Origin of the sequence: Sorangium sp. So ce406, from assembly GCF_051474675.1 — a bacterium.
In the GTDB taxonomy this organism is placed as follows: Bacteria; Myxococcota_A; Polyangia; order Polyangiales; family Polyangiaceae; genus Sorangium; species Sorangium cellulosum_G.
This window is the reverse complement of the sequence record NZ_CP150340.1, coordinates 6,380,450-6,394,926: the sequence shown is the minus strand read 5'-3', so window position 1 is coordinate 6,394,926 and position 14,477 is coordinate 6,380,450. Positions and strand designations below refer to the sequence as shown.

The 14,477-nt window shown below is 71.6% G+C and carries 10 protein-coding genes; 5 read left to right on the top strand and 5 right to left on the bottom strand.

Annotation, left to right across the window (positions count from 1 at the left end):
• Positions 1-23: 23 nt before the first annotated feature.
• The 3 genes from WME96_RS23525 (at position 24) to WME96_RS23515 (ending at position 5,941) form a co-directional block, all read left to right on the top strand.
• The gene (locus WME96_RS23525) at positions 24-1,793 is read left to right on the top strand and encodes an LA_2272 family surface repeat-containing protein (protein WP_437283825.1); all 1,770 of its coding nucleotides are present in this window, start codon (positions 24-26) and stop codon (positions 1,791-1,793) included.
• Between the two features lie 266 nt (positions 1,794-2,059).
• On the top strand, positions 2,060-4,456 hold the full coding sequence (gene lon / locus WME96_RS23520; protein WP_437283824.1) for an endopeptidase La: 2,397 nt from the start codon (positions 2,060-2,062) through the stop codon (positions 4,454-4,456).
• Positions 4,457-4,939: 483 nt separating this feature from the next.
• Positions 4,940-5,941, top strand: coding sequence for a DUF2167 domain-containing protein (locus WME96_RS23515; protein ID WP_437283823.1), 1,002 nt, complete (start codon positions 4,940-4,942; stop codon positions 5,939-5,941).
• Positions 5,942-6,106: 165 nt separating this feature from the next.
• On the opposite strand, the gene WME96_RS23510 is transcribed toward WME96_RS23515, so the two are convergent.
• Both WME96_RS23510 and WME96_RS23505 read right to left on the bottom strand, forming a co-directional pair.
• Positions 6,107-6,310 carry a hypothetical protein gene (locus WME96_RS23510; protein WP_437283822.1) on the bottom strand — a complete coding sequence of 68 codons (204 nt, stop codon included), beginning with the start codon at positions 6,308-6,310 and terminating at the stop codon, positions 6,107-6,109.
• Positions 6,311-6,435: 125 nt separating this feature from the next.
• Positions 6,436-8,016, bottom strand: coding sequence for an aldehyde dehydrogenase family protein (locus WME96_RS23505; protein ID WP_437283821.1), 1,581 nt, complete (start codon positions 8,014-8,016; stop codon positions 6,436-6,438).
• Positions 8,017-8,331: 315 nt separating this feature from the next.
• On the opposite strand from WME96_RS23505, the gene glgB reads away from it, so the two are divergent.
• Positions 8,332-10,572, top strand: coding sequence for a 1,4-alpha-glucan branching protein GlgB (glgB, locus tag WME96_RS23500; protein WP_437283820.1), 2,241 nt, complete (start codon positions 8,332-8,334; stop codon positions 10,570-10,572).
• A 507-nt stretch (positions 10,573-11,079) separates the two neighbouring features.
• Complete coding sequence (locus WME96_RS23495; RefSeq protein ID WP_437283819.1) at positions 11,080-11,700, top strand: response regulator transcription factor; 621 nt, start codon at positions 11,080-11,082, stop codon at positions 11,698-11,700.
• 144 nt (positions 11,701-11,844) lie between these two features.
• Here the strand turns inward: WME96_RS23495 and WME96_RS23490 are convergent, their stop codons facing one another.
• The 3 genes from WME96_RS23490 to WME96_RS23480 form a co-directional block, all read right to left on the bottom strand.
• The gene (locus WME96_RS23490) at positions 11,845-12,468 is read right to left on the bottom strand and encodes a hypothetical protein (protein ID WP_437283818.1); all 624 of its coding nucleotides are present in this window, start codon (positions 12,466-12,468) and stop codon (positions 11,845-11,847) included.
• Positions 12,465-13,022 (bottom strand): FMN-binding protein, encoded by a 558-nt coding sequence (locus WME96_RS23485; protein ID WP_437283817.1) that lies wholly within the window; start codon positions 13,020-13,022, stop codon positions 12,465-12,467. Before WME96_RS23485 ends, WME96_RS23490 begins: the two co-directional genes overlap by 4 nt.
• 87 nt (positions 13,023-13,109) lie before the next feature.
• Positions 13,110-14,477 (bottom strand): protoporphyrinogen/coproporphyrinogen oxidase, encoded by a 1,368-nt coding sequence (locus WME96_RS23480; RefSeq protein ID WP_437283816.1) that lies wholly within the window; start codon positions 14,475-14,477, stop codon positions 13,110-13,112.

The following is a 14,477-nucleotide window of genomic DNA, read 5'->3' as shown; positions in this document are numbered from 1 at the left end:
CTCGAGCGGGCACTGCACGGTCGATGAACACACCCGACACCGCTCCTCACCTCGCATCTCGGGGCGGCCTCCCGCGCGCCCTTCGGAAGGCCTCCAAGCGCGGCGCCGTCCTCGGCGCGGGCGTCGTCCTGCTGCGCGCGCTCGCGGCCGCGGGCGTGTTCGCCGCGGCCACCGCGCTCCCCGCGGGCGCCCTCGCCGCCGCGCCGAGCGCCGCCGGCGTCGATCTCGTCGTCGACGGCGCCGGGTGGACGCTCGATCCCGAGGCGGTGCGCGCGGCGCTCGGGCGCGAGCTCGGCGGCCCCGTCACGGTGGTCGACGCGGCGGCCGCCGCGCGCCCCACGCTGGTCCTCCGCGGCGAGGCCGACGGCCGCGTCACGCTGACGTACAGCGCCGGCGACGGCCGCCACATCGGGCGCACGATCGACGTCCCCGAGGATCCCGATCGCGCCGCCGAGGCGATCGCGCTGCTCGCGGGCAACCTCGTCCGCGACGAGGCCGCGGAGCTCGCCGCCGCGCTGGGCAAGCGCCCGTCCGACGAGCCGGCCGCGGCGCCGCCGGCGCCCCCCGCGGCGCCTGCCGCGGGCAACGCGAGCCCGCCGTCGCGGCCGGCGCGCCCCGCGCCGGAGCCTCCTCCCTGCGCCCTCCCCGGCGCGGAGACCGTCCTCCTCGGCGGCGACGTCGTCCCCTTTGTCGGCTCCTCCACGGTCACCGGCACCGACGTCGTCCGCCGCTACTCGCTGAACTTCGTCGGCGGGTACACGGCGGGCGTCACGGGCGTGGAGCTCGGCGCTGGCGTCAACATCCTCTCGTCCTTCCTGTGCGGCGTGCAGCTCTCCACCGCCGCCAATGTCGTGCTCGGCCCCGCGCGCGGCGTGCAGATCACCGGCGGTCTCAACCTCGCCACGTCGCTCCGCGGCGCGCAGATCGGCTCGTTCAACCTCGCCACCGGTCCGGTCACGGGCGTGCAGGCCGGCGTGCTGAGCGTCGCCCTCGGCGCCGTGGACGGCGCGCAGCTCGGCGTGGCCAACGCCGCCGTGGGCGAGTCGACCGACGTGCAGGTCGGCCTGGCCAACCTCGCCGTGAGCCCGTCGACCGACGTGCAGGTCGGCCTGGCCAACGTCGCCGTGGGCGAGACGACCGACGTCCAGATCGGCCTCGCCGACGTCGCCGCGGGCAAGACGAGCGACCTCCAGATCAGCCTCGCCAACCTCGCCACCGGCGAGTCGACCGGCGTGCAGATCGGGATCCTCAACGTGTCCACCGGCAAGGTGCGCGGCGCGCAGATCGGCCTCGTCAACTACGCCGACGACTCGCCGTTCTCGCTCGGGCTCCTCGGCATTGTCCGCAACGGCCGCCTCCACATCGACGCCTGGGGCACCGAGTCCGGCCTCGCGATGGCCGGCATCAAGCACGGCAGCGAGCACTTCCACAACATCTACGGCATCGGCGTCCGCCTCTCCGGCGACCGCCCCCTCCTCGCGTACTCGCTCGGCCTGGGCGGCCGCATCACCCTCGGCAAGCGCACGTACCTCGACGTGGACGTGCTCGGGTACTCGCTCCACGAGCCCACGGCGCTCAAGCCCACGGCCGTGCTGACGCAGGCGCGCGCGCTCCTCGGCCTCCGTCTCCTCCCCGGGTTCGCGGTCTTCGGCGGCCCCAGCTACAACGTCGCGTTCGGCGAGACCCCCGAGGACGCCGGCCTGAGCCCCTACGGCAGCATCCCGCTCCGCATCGACGACTCCTTTGCCCAGCGCGGCTGGCCCGGCGTCGTGCTCGGCGTGCAGGCGCTCTGACCCGGGCCCCGCGCCTTCCGTGCCGGCGCCCCGGCCCAGCGCACCGTGCTCGTCGGTGGCGGGTTGACGGGCGCATGAACGAATTTACTTTTCGTTCATCGATTCATGGAGCTCGCCCGAGCGGTCGCTCGCGGCGGTCTACGTGAGCCTCCCATCCGCGCGCCGCGCGCCGCCCTGATCGGCGGAGGCGCGGCGCACCTCATCCACCAACCGTCCATCGATTCCGGCAGGGATGGCGCGAGCCGACCGCTGCCACAGGAGTCTGCATGAGCCAGCTTCGCAGCGGCGCCAGCGCGCCTCGCTCTCCATTTCCCCTGCTCCCGCTCCGCACGGGCGTGCTCTTCCCCGGCACCGTGCTCACGCTCCCGGTGGGCCGCGCCCGCTCGGTGGCGCTGCTCAACGGCGTGCACGCCGGCGACGTGATCGGCGTCATCGCGCAGCGCGACCCGAAGCGCGAGGATCCCCGGCGCGAGGACCTCCACGACATCGGCACGTTCGCCCGGGTCGTCGACGTCACGCGCGTCTCGAACGGCTTTCGCCTGGTGATCGAGGGGCTCGATCGCTTCGCGCTCACCGCCCTGGTCGACACCGAGCCCACCTGGCGGGCCGAGGGCGCCGTCGCGCCCGAGTTCCTCGGCGACGCCGAGGAGGCGCGCCTGCTCGCCGCGTCGCTGCGCGAGCGCGCCCGCGAGATCGGCCCGAAGCTCGCGACCAACCTCGCCGAGATCGCCGCCACGAGCCGCGCCGAGCCGGGCCTGCTCGCCGATCAGATCGCCGGCGCGCTCGGCCTCCCGACCGACAAGGAGATGGAGGTGCTCGCCGAGCTCCGCGTCGTCCCGCGGCTCCAGAAGGTCGCCGCCCTGCTCTCCGAGGCGGCCGCCCTCGCCGATCTGAAGAAGAAGATCGACAGCGACGTGCGGCGCGAGCTCGGCAAGGGGCAGCGCGAGGCGATCCTCCGCGAGCAGCTCCGCGCCATCCAGAAGGAGCTCGCCGGCGGCGAGGAGGGCGAGGACGAGCTGTCGATCCTCCGCCGGCGCCTCGACGAGGCCGGCCTCCCCGAGGAGGCGCGCGCGGTCGCCGATCGGGAGCTCCGCCGGCTCGAGTCGGTCGGCCCGCAGAGCGCGGAGCACAACGTGATCCGCACCTACCTCGAGTGGATCGCCGACCTGCCGTGGAGCGCGCGGGCGGCGGTGAAGGACGACCTCGACGCCGTGCAGGCGAAGCTCGACGAGGATCACCGCGGCCTCGACGACGTGAAGCGCCGCATCCTGGAGCACATGGCGGTGCTCAAGCTGACCGGCCAGCCCCGCGCGACGATCCTCTGCTTCGCGGGTCCTCCCGGCGTGGGCAAGACGTCGCTCGGCCAGTCGATCGCCGACGCCACCGGCCGCCCGTTCGTGCGCATCTCGCTCGGCGGCGTGCACGACGAGGCGGAGCTGCGCGGCCACCGGAGGACGTACGTCGGCGCGCTGCCCGGGCGCATCGTGCACGCGCTGAAGAAGGCGAAGGTGAAGAACCCGGTCGTGCTCCTCGACGAGGTCGACAAGCTCGGCGCCGGGTGGCGCGGCTCGCCCGAGGCGGCGCTCCTGGAGGTGCTCGATCCCGAGCAGAACCGGACGTTCGTCGACCACTACATGGAGCTCCCGTTCGACTTGTCCGAGGTCGTCTTCCTCTGCACGGTGAACGATCTCGGCGCGCTCTCCGCGCCGCTGCGGGACCGGCTCGAGGTCATCGAGCTGTCCGGCTACACGCCGGACGAGAAGATCGCGATCGCGCGGTCGCACCTCGTCCCGAAGCAGCTCAGGGAGCACGCGATCGATCCGGCGCTGCTCACGGTCACGGACGACGCGCTCGCCGCGATCGTGCGCGACTACACGCGCGAGGCCGGGGTGCGGCAGCTCGGCCGCGAGATCAAGAAGCTGTGCCGGGCGGTCGCGCTCGAGGTCGCCCGCGCCGCGGACGGCAAGGCCACGCGCCTGGTCGTCGAGGCGCACGATCTCGGCAAGTACCTCGGCAAGGTCCGGTTCTTCAGCGACGTCGCCGAGCGCACGAGCGTGCCTGGCGTCGCGACGGGGCTGGCCTGGACGCCGGTGGGCGGGGACATCCTGTTCATCGAGACCTCGCGGATGCCGGGGAAGGGGAGGGTCGAGATCACGGGTCAGCTCGGCGACGTGATGAAGGAGTCGGCGAGGGCGGCGCTCTCCTACGTGCGGAGCCACGCCGGCGAGCTCGGCGTCGACACGGCGAAGCTCGAGGCGGAGGACCTGCACATCCACGTCCCGGCGGGCGGCGTGCCCAAGGACGGGCCTTCCGCGGGCGTGACGATGTTCACGGCGCTGACGTCGCTCCTCTCCGGGCGGCGGGTGCGGTCCGACACGGCGATGACGGGCGAGTGCACGCTGCGCGGCCGGGTGCTCCCTGTCGGCGGCATCAAGTCCAAGGTGCTCGCGGCGCACCGCGCCGGCATCACGCGGGTCGTGCTGCCGCAGAAGAACGCGCGCGACGCCGAGGAGATCCCGAAGGAGGTGCGCGCCGAGCTCGAGCTCATCTTCGTCGAGGACATGAGCCAGGTCCTCGCGGCTGCGCTGGAGGAGGCGCCGATCGAGGCCACGGGCGCGAGCGGCGCGGGCGTCCCTGCGGCCGAGCCGGCGGCCGCCGCGTAGGCCGAGCCGGTTGCCGCCGCGCATGGGGAGGGGGGACATGCCGAGGCGGCCGCGCCGGCGGGGGGCTGTGCGCGGCGGCGCGCGGGCGGGCGCTCGGCCATCCGCCAAGACAGGGGCCGGGGAGCTTGCGCATGCAACACCACCCGGCATGTCTCCCTTCGGGCCATGCCACCTGAAACGTCTCGTTGCGCGCCACACAAGGCGCGCCTGAGATGTAAAGCCCCCTGAGACCTCATGGCACCTCGGTCGGTGCTCGCCGCGCCCGCCCGCGCGCCGCCGCGCACAGCCCCCGCCGGCGCTCACGTCGTCTTGTCGGAGCGGTCCGAGCGGTTTGTCGGAGCGGTCCAAGCGGTCGCGCGGAGATCCGCGGCCGGCCATCTCCACCCTGCGGGAACCCTGCGCTGCGCTTGTGTGCTTCGGGACATTCTGTTCCAATGCTCCGAATTTTTTGAAGGCGGCAGGGTGTTCCGCCAGGAGGGGACAATGTCACATCGTCGACTTGCTTCGATCGCTTCGGTGGCCCTGGTGCTCGGCGCCAGCACGCTCGCCGCGGCCGGGGACCCGAGCCCGGCCGCGCCCGCGGCGCCCGCAGCGCGAGCGGCTGGCGCCGCGCCCGAGGGGGCCGCGCAGCCGGCTGCGGCGGAGCCGTCCGGCGACCGGGAGCCGACGGCGGAGGAGATCGCCGCGGCGATGCAGAAGTTCGATGCCGGGCTGAACCTCCAGAGCGGGAAGGTCACGGTCGGTGACAACCTTGCCGAGCTCGACGTCCCGGAGGCGTTCCGCTTCACGGGCCCGGAAGGCGCCAGGAAGGTGCTCAAGGCCTGGGGCAATCCCCCGGGGTCGGAGGCGCTCGGCATGCTGTTCCCGGCCGGCGTGAGCCCGATCGCGGACGACTCGTGGGGTGTCGTGATCAGCTACGTGGAGGAGGGCCACGTCGACGACGACGACGCGAAGGACATCGATTTCGGTGAGCTCCTGGCCGACATGCAGAAGGATACCAGCGAGAACAACCAGGAGCGCCAGAAGGCGGGCTTCCCCGCCGTGCGCCTGATCGGCTGGGCCGAGCCGCCTCACTACGATCCCGAGTCGAAGAAGCTCTACTGGGCGAAGACGCTCGAGTTCGACGGCAACAAGGACCGCACGCTCAACTACTCGATCCGCGTGCTCGGGCGCAAAGGCGTGCTCGAGCTGAACGCCGTCTCGGGCATGAACCAGCTCGCGACCGTGCGGAGCGAGATGCAGAGCGTGCTGAAGTTCGTCGAGTTCAAGCCCGGCAATCGTTACGAGGACTTCGACGAGAACATCGACCAGGTGGCCGCGTACGGCATCGGCGCCCTGGTCGCGGGCAAGGTGGCGGCCAAGGCGGGGCTGTTCAAGGGATTGCTCGCCGCGCTGCTCGCCAGCAAGAAGCTCATCGTCGCCGGCCTGGTGGCTGTCGCGGGCGGCGCCAAGGTGTTCTGGGACCGGGTCCGCGGGCGCGCCTGACCAGGCGGTCATCCCCGCCCGGGGTAAGAAGAGTGAATATCGGCCCGAGCAAGCTTTGCTTCGTGGCCTGTTCGTCACCCTTGACGTGCTCTTCCATGAAGGCCGAGTGCATCGGCAGGCTGTAAAACGTTGTCAGGGCGGGGAAGTTCCAGACGACGCGGAAGCTCATCCGTCCTGCTCGCGGGCCAGCTCCTCCAGGGCCTGCGGGAGCTCCTCGTGCGCGACGAGGCGCGCTCGGCCCGCCGCGATGTCAGCGAGGTCTTGCTCGAGCTCGGCACGCTGCTCTGGCGTGAGCCTCTGCACCTGCGGCGCGCGGTCGATCGCCGCGAAGACGGCGGCGCTCGGCGAGGTATCGGGGTGGGTGGGCATGAATGCAGCGTGAATAGGAAGGGGGCAGAGGAGCAAGGGCACGCGTCGGGGACGACGTCAAAGCGCCGCCGTCCCCCACCGGGCGGCCGTCCTGCCTGGCCCCCGGCCGGCCCCGCGTTCGCGCTCTAGAAGAACTCGCCGATGCGCCGGAGCCAGCTCCCGCTCGAATAGAGCGCGCGCAGCCCGCGCTTGAACCAGCCGTACGACGCCTCGGTATACGGGAACCAGATCGGGTCCTTCGACCCCAGCGAGACGCGGTCCGCGTTGATGTGCTTGACGTCGCACATCTGCCGGAGCCCGTCCTCGCCCATCACCCGGCCGAAGCCGCTCTGCTTCACGCCGCCGAACGGCGCGTCGGGGAGGGCGCCGTTCATGAGCACGTCGTTCACCAGCACGCTGCCCGCCTGCAGGCGCTCGGCAAGCCGGCGCGCGTGGTCGGTGTCCTCCGAGAAGACGTACGCGTTCAGGCCGAGGTGCGACTCGTTCGCGAGGCGGATCGCCTCCTCCTCGGTGGCGACCTGCATGAACGGCACGACCGGCCCGAAGATCTCCTCCTTCATCACCGTCATCGCGTGGTCGCAGCCCGCGAGGATCGTCGGCTCGAAGAACTGGCCCTGCCCCTGCGCCCGCTTGCCGCCCACCTTCACGCTGGCGCCCTTCTCGACCGCGTCCTTGATGTGCCGCTCGGCCACCTCGATCTGCGGCGCGAAGATGATCGCCCCCACGTCGACGAACTCCTTGCCCGGATCGCCCTGGTTCAGCCCCCGCGTGATCTCGACGGTGCGCTCGAGCAGCTTGTCGTGGATCTCGCGGTGCGCGTAGACCCGCTCCACCGAGAGGCAGACCTGGCCCGCGTTCGCGAACCCGCCGAACACGATCGCCTGCGCCGTGCGCTCGACGTCGGCGTCCGCGCAGGCGATGAGCGGCGCCTTGCCGCCGAGCTCCATCACGCACGGGATGAGGCGCTCCCCGCAGGCCGCGGCGACCCGCTTGCCGGTGCTGACGCTGCCCGTGAACACGAGCATCTGGATCCCGCTGTCGATCAGCGCCGCGCCGGTCGGCCCGTAGCCGGTGACGACCTGGAAGAGATCCTCCGGCATGCCCGCGCCGTCCCAGATCTCCTTCTGCTTGAGGGCGATGAGCGGCGTCACCTCGCTCGGCTTGAGCACGGCGGCGTTGCCGGTCACGATCGCCGCGAGCACGTCGCGCAGCGCGAGCTGGAACGGGAAGTTCCACGGCGAGATCACGCCGACCACGCCGCGCGGGGCGTAGTGGACCCAGCTGCGCCGGTGCTTGAAGAGGTGGAGCTTGATCTCGCGCGGCTCGAGCGCCTTCGGCGCGATGTCCGCGAAGTACGTCGCCATGTCCGCCGCGACCAGCACCTCGTGGAGGAGCGCCTCGTGGCGCGGCTTGCCGCACTCGCGCGAGAGCAGGTCGACGATCTCGTCGGCGCGATCGACGATGGCGTCGCGGAAGCGGAGGACGCGCTGGCAGCGCTCCTCGACGGGCAGCGCGCCCCAGGCCTCCTGCGCGCGCCGCGCCCGGGCGACCGCGGCCCGCACGTCCTCGGCGCTCGTGTTCGGGACCTCGCCGAGGAGCTCCCCGGTCGCCGGCGCGTAGCTGCGGATCGCCTCGCCCCCGTGCCCGTTCACCCCCGGACCGCTGCCGTTGCCCCCGATCGCGCGTTCGCTCACCACCTGACCCATGTTCGATCCCTCCGCCTTTCGAGCCCCGCGTTCTTGCCGGACGGCCCCCGCGGCTCGCTGCTCGGCGCCGGGACCCTACCCCTCTTGCGAAGGTACAGCAAATGAGCATTCGCCCTGTTTCTCGGCCGCTCTGCGCCCGATCGGCCCCCGACGTCCGATGTTGCACCGCGGACAAATGGTGAGCACACCGCGGCCGCGCCAGGGGGGACCTGCGGGCCGGGGCGATGGCGGTGCGTCGGGGCGAGCCTGGTTGGCGTCTCGGGCGGACTCTCGACATGACGTCGGCGAGAGGAGCCGGTATAGGCAGACCCCGACATGTTGGAACAACGAGAAGTCGATCTCATCGCCGCTGTAGAGCACCCGGATCCGCACCATGTGCTCGGCCCGCACGAAGAGGAAGACGACCTGGTGGTCCGCGTCTTTCGTCCGGACGCCACCGAGATCACGGTGCTCCCGGCCGATCCGTCGCTGCCGAAGCTGCCGATGGAGCGCGTGCACCCCGCGGGCCTGTTCGAGGCGCGCTTCCCCGGCGTGTCCTACCCGAAGGAGGGCCGCTTCCTTTACCAGCTCGACCTGCGCTATCCGGACGGGAACGCCTCGGTGGAGCTCGATCCGTACGCCATGCGGCCCACGCTCGGCGACATCGATCTTCACCTCCTCGCGGAGGGCAGGCACTGGGAGCTCTACCGCGTCCTCGGCGCGCACGTGCGCGAGGTCGACGGCGTCTCCGGGACGGCGTTCGCGGTCTGGGCCCCGAACGCGCGGCGCGTCAGCGTCATCGGCGACTTCAACTGCTGGGACGGCCGCCGCCACGCCATGCGCCGGATGGGCGAGGGCTTCTGGGAGATCTTCGTCCCCGGCCTCGGCGACGGCGCGCTCTACAAGTACGAGATCAAGACCCCGGCGGGGCACATCACGGTGAAGAGCGACCCGCTCGGGCAGGCGATGGAGCTCAGGCCCGCCACCGCCTCGCGGGTCACCACGAGCCGCTACACGTTCCAGGACGGCGCGTGGATGCGGGAGCGCGGCCGGCTCGACTCTCGCAAGAAGCCGATCGCGATCTACGAGGTCCACCCCGGCTCCTGGCGGCGCGTGCCGGGCGAGGGCCCGCCGTACGAGCACGGGATGCGCTGGATGACCTACCGCGAGCTCGCCGACCACCTCGTCGAGTACGTCGCCGAGCTCGGCTTCACGCACATCGAGCTGATGCCGGTCATGGAGCACCCCTTCGACGGCTCGTGGGGCTACCAGGTGGCGGGCTACTACGCCCCGACCAGCCGCTACGGCGACCCCGACGACTTCCGCTACTTCGTCGACCGGTGTCACCAGAAGGGCATCGGCGTGATCCTCGACTGGACCCCGGCGCATTTCCCGAAGGACGCGTGGGCGCTCGGCCGGTTCGACGGCACGGCGCTCTACGAGCACCTCGACCCGCGGCTCGGCGAGCACCGCGAGTGGAACACCTACATCTTCAACTACGGCCGGCACGAGGTGCGGAACTTCCTTGTCGCCAACGCCCTCTACTGGCTCGACGAGTTCCACGTCGACGGCCTGCGCGTCGACGCGGTCGCCTCGATGCTCTACCTCGACTACGCCGCGCAGGGCGGGGACTGGGTGCCGAACCGGTACGGCGGCCGCGAGAACATCGAGGCCATCGACTTCATCCGCGAGCTGTCGAACCGCGTGCACGAGCGCTGCCCGGGCGCGATCCTGTGCGCCGAGGAGTCCACCGCCTGGCCGTCGGTGACGCACGCGACGTACGTCGGCGGGCTCGGGTTCGACTTCAAGTGGAACATGGGGTGGATGCACGACACGCTCGACTTCTTCAAGCACGAGCCCATCCACCGCGCGTTCCACTATCACCAGCTCACGTTCGGGCTCATCTACGCCTTCTCCGAGAAGTTCCTCCTGCCGCTGAGCCACGACGAGGTCGTCCACCTCAAGAAGGCGCTGCTCTCGAAGATGCCGGGGGATTACTGGCAGATGCTCGCGAACCTTCGCGCGCTCTACGGTTACATGTGGGCGCACCCGGGCAAGAAGCTGCTCTTCATGGGCGGCGAGTTCGGCCAGTTCGCCGAGTGGAGCGAGAAGACGGAGCTCGACTGGGGCCTGCTCAACGTCCCGCAGCACGCCGGGCTGAAGAAGCTGCTCACGGACATCAACGCGCTCTACAAGAAGTACCCGGCGATGTACGAGCTCGACGACGAGCACCACGGCTTCCGGTGGATCGACTGCACCGACAACATGCAGACCGTGATCTCGTTCGTCCGCTACGGGGACGGCGCGGGAGATCAGATGTCGCCCTCGGGCGTGCACGTGGTGTTCATCGGCAATCTCACGCCGGTGCCGCGCCACCACTACCGCATCGGCGTCCCGCGCCGCGGCGCCTACCTCGAAGTGCTCAACACCGACGCGGCCGAGTACGGCGGCAGCGGCGTGGGCAACATGGGCCGTGTCGAGGTCGAGGACGTCCCCTGTCACGGGTTCCCGCAGTCCATCGTCCTGACGCTCCCGCCCCTCGCGGTGCTCTGGCTCGCCCCCGAGCGCGACGCGTAGCCCTGAGCCCCGGTCCAGCGCGCCGAGGAGCGCGGCGCGGCGAGGAAGCGCCGCGCCGCGCTCCTCGGCCAGCCACCCTGCCGGGCGCCCGTTCATCCCACCTCCTCAGACCTGCTCGCCGTCGCGGCGACGAGGTGCGCCCTGATCCGTTCGGGTCGGAGTGCTCATCTCTCGGTCCAGATCGCAGCGCCGTGTTTCCGTTCAAGTCGAAGAATCACGCCCGCTGATACACCGCGCGTCGCCTCCTTGTTCAATTGTTCAACATGGCACCACGCGTGCTCGGGGCTTCATGCGTCCGGCCGACTGGAGCGTTCGAAACATACTTGCTTTGAAATAAAAAGTTCTTTACTAAAAGGGTTCTTCTCGATGGCTTTGGCGCTGTCGCTCGTCGGAGGGGCTGCGTTCTGAAGGGGGGTGGGACTTGTCCAGGCGGCGCCGTTTCACTGTCTGCGATCGGGACGCGAGCGATCCGGAGTCCGCCGTTGCGTCCGGGGCCACGACATCCTGATGAGCAGCCACGACAAGCTCCTCGGTCAGATGAAGGCGATGGTCACCCGGGGGGGCTCGTCGCGCTTCCTGTCACCGCCGCCACCCGCCCCCTGGACGGGACCCGACTCCACGCAAGGAAGCGATGTCCGCAGGGTCCTTGTCATCGACGACAACCCGGCCATTCATCGTGACTTCCAGAAGCTCCTCTGTCCGGACTCCGGGGCGGCGTCGGACCTCGACGCGCTCGACGCGGCGATCTTCGGGGCGCCGGCGCCCGTCGCGAGGACCACGTTCCTGGTGGACGGCGCTTGCCAGGGCCAGGAGGGCTTCGAGAAGGCCAGGCGGATGCAGCGGAGCGGCCGCCCTTATGCGCTGATGTTCGTGGACATGCGGATGCCGCCGGGCTGGGACGGCGTCGAGACGATCGAGCGGATCTGGTGCGAATGTCCGGACATCGAGGCCGTGATCTGCAGCGCTTACTCGGACTATTCGTGGCACGACGTGATCCGGCGCCTCAGGCGGCCCGAGCTGCGGCTCCTGCGCAAGCCGTTCGAGAGCAAGGACGCGCTGGAGCTCGCCTGGTCGCTCACGTCCCGCTGGCTCAAGCGGAGCGTGCGGCGGTGGAAACCACCCAGCTGACGCCCTGCTCAACCTGCTTTGCGGACCCTCCCTGGAGCACGGCAAGCGCGATGTCGCGGGTGCTCGAGCGCGCGTGCTCGACGCCGCCTGGCGCTGGCCAGCCCAGGCGGCGACTCCCCGGGCCTCGTAGGCGCGGGGCGCGCTCTACTCTGCGTCCGCGGACGGCGCCGCCTCGCCCCGCCGCGACCGCCTCGGCAGCCACATGTCCACGGTCGAGACGACGGCCATCGCGCCGAGCGACAGCAGCATCGCCACGCCGGAGACCGGCATCAGCGCCGCCGCGCCGGGCGCGCTCCGGATGAGCCACGGCGCCGCCATGTGCAGCCCGCTCGCGACGACCGCGGCCACGACGCCCGCGGTGTGCAGCCACGACGGCAGCCTCGCGAGCAGCCAGAGGTGCGCCAGGATCAGCACGTAGACGGGCACGGAGAAGAGGTGGAAGTGGGTCACCTCGAGCAGCTTCCGCTCGGAGATCTGCTCCACCAGGACCCGCGGCGTCTCCGGCGTCGCGGGGAGATCGAGCTCCGGGCCGAGGTCGAGCGCCGGCCCCTCGGCCGGCGCGGCTGTCTGCGTGGGGGCGGGCGCAGGCGCGACCACCGCCGCGCCTGCATAGTACCCGGCGGCCCCTGCGTCCTGGACCATCGCCCCGTAGAGGCGCCACGACACGAGCAGGCCGATGACGGACGCGACGGTGAATGCCGTGTACAGGAGCTTCGCGCCCAGCGAGAGCGACCTGAGCCGCCCCGCTGCCGCGGCGAAGTCCCTCACAGCCCGCCGCGCTTCAGCGCGAGCTGGAGGACGAGCGTGTCGCGCTTGACGCCGAGCGCCACGGAGCGGGACGAGATCGATGCGCCCGACACGATGTCGATGTCCTTGCCCGCGGTGATCGGGTCGTTCGCTGTCTTGCCGTGGAACTGGGCGCGAAAGCGATCGCCGCGGACCTCGTCGCCGTAGGCCTCGCGGTACTCCAGGATCTCGATCCGCTCCACCGCGCCGGCCGTCGAGAACTTCACGGCGAAGTCGATCGGCTCGTGCATCCCCTTCTCTTCGTCCTTCATCGCGTAGCCGTCGGTCTTGCCGTCCGACTCCGCGACGTACACCACCCACTCGCGCTTGACCGGCGCCCCGAGCTTCTTGCCAAGCTCCTGCGCCTCGGCGTCGCTCAGGACGACCTTGCGGTACCCGACCTTCTTCGAGCTCGCGAAGAAGCTCTTCAGGACGGCCGGGACCGTCCAGTACGTCGCGCCGTGGGCGGGGAGCGCCGCGAGCAGGAGCGCGAACGCCGCTGCGGCGGTGAAGTGGCCAGTACGGGAAGGACGCATCAAAGCTCTGACGAACCTGTCACTCGTGAAAGTCAAAGTCAACAGCGTTCGGGCGGTGAATCCCGTGGTTTCCGCGGCCTGGGCGCCTCAATCGCGCACCTGCACGTCGAGGTAGCGCTCCGCGTTCAACACCCACGCTTCCGGGCTCTGGCCGGCCTCGACGTGCGCCACCGCGTCGGCCGCAATGGCGGCGCAGTGGTCCAGGTTGCAGTGCAGGAACAGCGCCTGCCGCCCGAACGGGAGCGCGCCGAGCGCGGCGGCGCGGCGCATCGCCGCGCGCCAGTCCTGAAGCCAGCCGCGCCGGTAGAGCGGGTACACGTTCGGCACGAAGCGCTGCCGGGCCTCGATCGGCGCGACCCCGCGCGGGGCGATGCCCGCGCGCACGAGCTGGTCGAGCAGCGCCTCCAGCGGCCGGCCCGCGGAGAAGTCGCGCCCGCGCCCCCAGGCCCCCTCGGGGATCTCCACGCACAGCACCGTCTCGCCGGGGCGGCGCAGATCGGGCGCGTAGTTCTGCAGCTCGGAGACGCGGCCGAACCAGAAGCGCGGGTCGGGGCAGTAGTACGTCTCCGGAGCGCCTACCCGCGCGCGCGGGTAGGCGAGGTAGACGAGGTAGAGCCCGCGGTGCTCGAGGCGCGCGTCGGGCACGAGGTCCGCGAGGTCGCCCGCGAAGAGGACCGGCGCCGCGCCCGCGCCCAGCGCGGCGACGTCGAAGGCGGCGCCGCACTCGGCCCGGACGCCGGCCTCCGCGAGCCGCGCCTCGAGATACGCGATGATCGACGAGATGCCGCCCGGCGGGTAGACGAACCGCGCGAGGTCCGCCGCGGCGCCGCCGCGCGCGCGGGCGAGCTCCTTGAAGAGCGCGAGCGGGGTGGTCGTGCTGATCCGCTTCTTCGCGACCGTCTGGGAGAGCTCGGCCGGCGGGATGCCCCAGACCTTCTCGGCGTAGGGCCTGTAGAACGACGCGTACGCCGCCGCCCCGACGCGATCGCGCACGAACCGTTCGAAGCCGACGTCCTCGCCCGCGATCGCGCGGTCGTGCTCCCACCGGGCGAAGGCCGCGCGGCGGCCGCGCTGCGCCACGAAGCCGAGGCCCATCGCGGCGCCGGCGCGGAGGCCGAGCGCGCGGAGCATCGAGGGCGCGCTCGGAGGGTAGGGGACGTGGCGCTCGCCGAGCACGAGCACCCCGCGCCGCGGGCGCGTGAGGAACGGCGCGCGCGCGTGCACCTCGCGGAAGAGCGGCTGCTCGAGCGCGGCCGGGTGGAGCCGGTGCGAGCCGAGATCGCACGGCAGCCCGCGGAACACCTCGGCGCCCGCGAGCCCGCCGGGGCGCGCCGCGCGCTCCAGGAGGCGCACGCGTCGGCCGGCGCGCGCGAGCAGCAGCGCGGCGTACAGGCCGGAGATGCCGGCGCCGACGACGAGGCGCTCGGGCCCCGCGTCGTCTGGGCGGAGTGACAT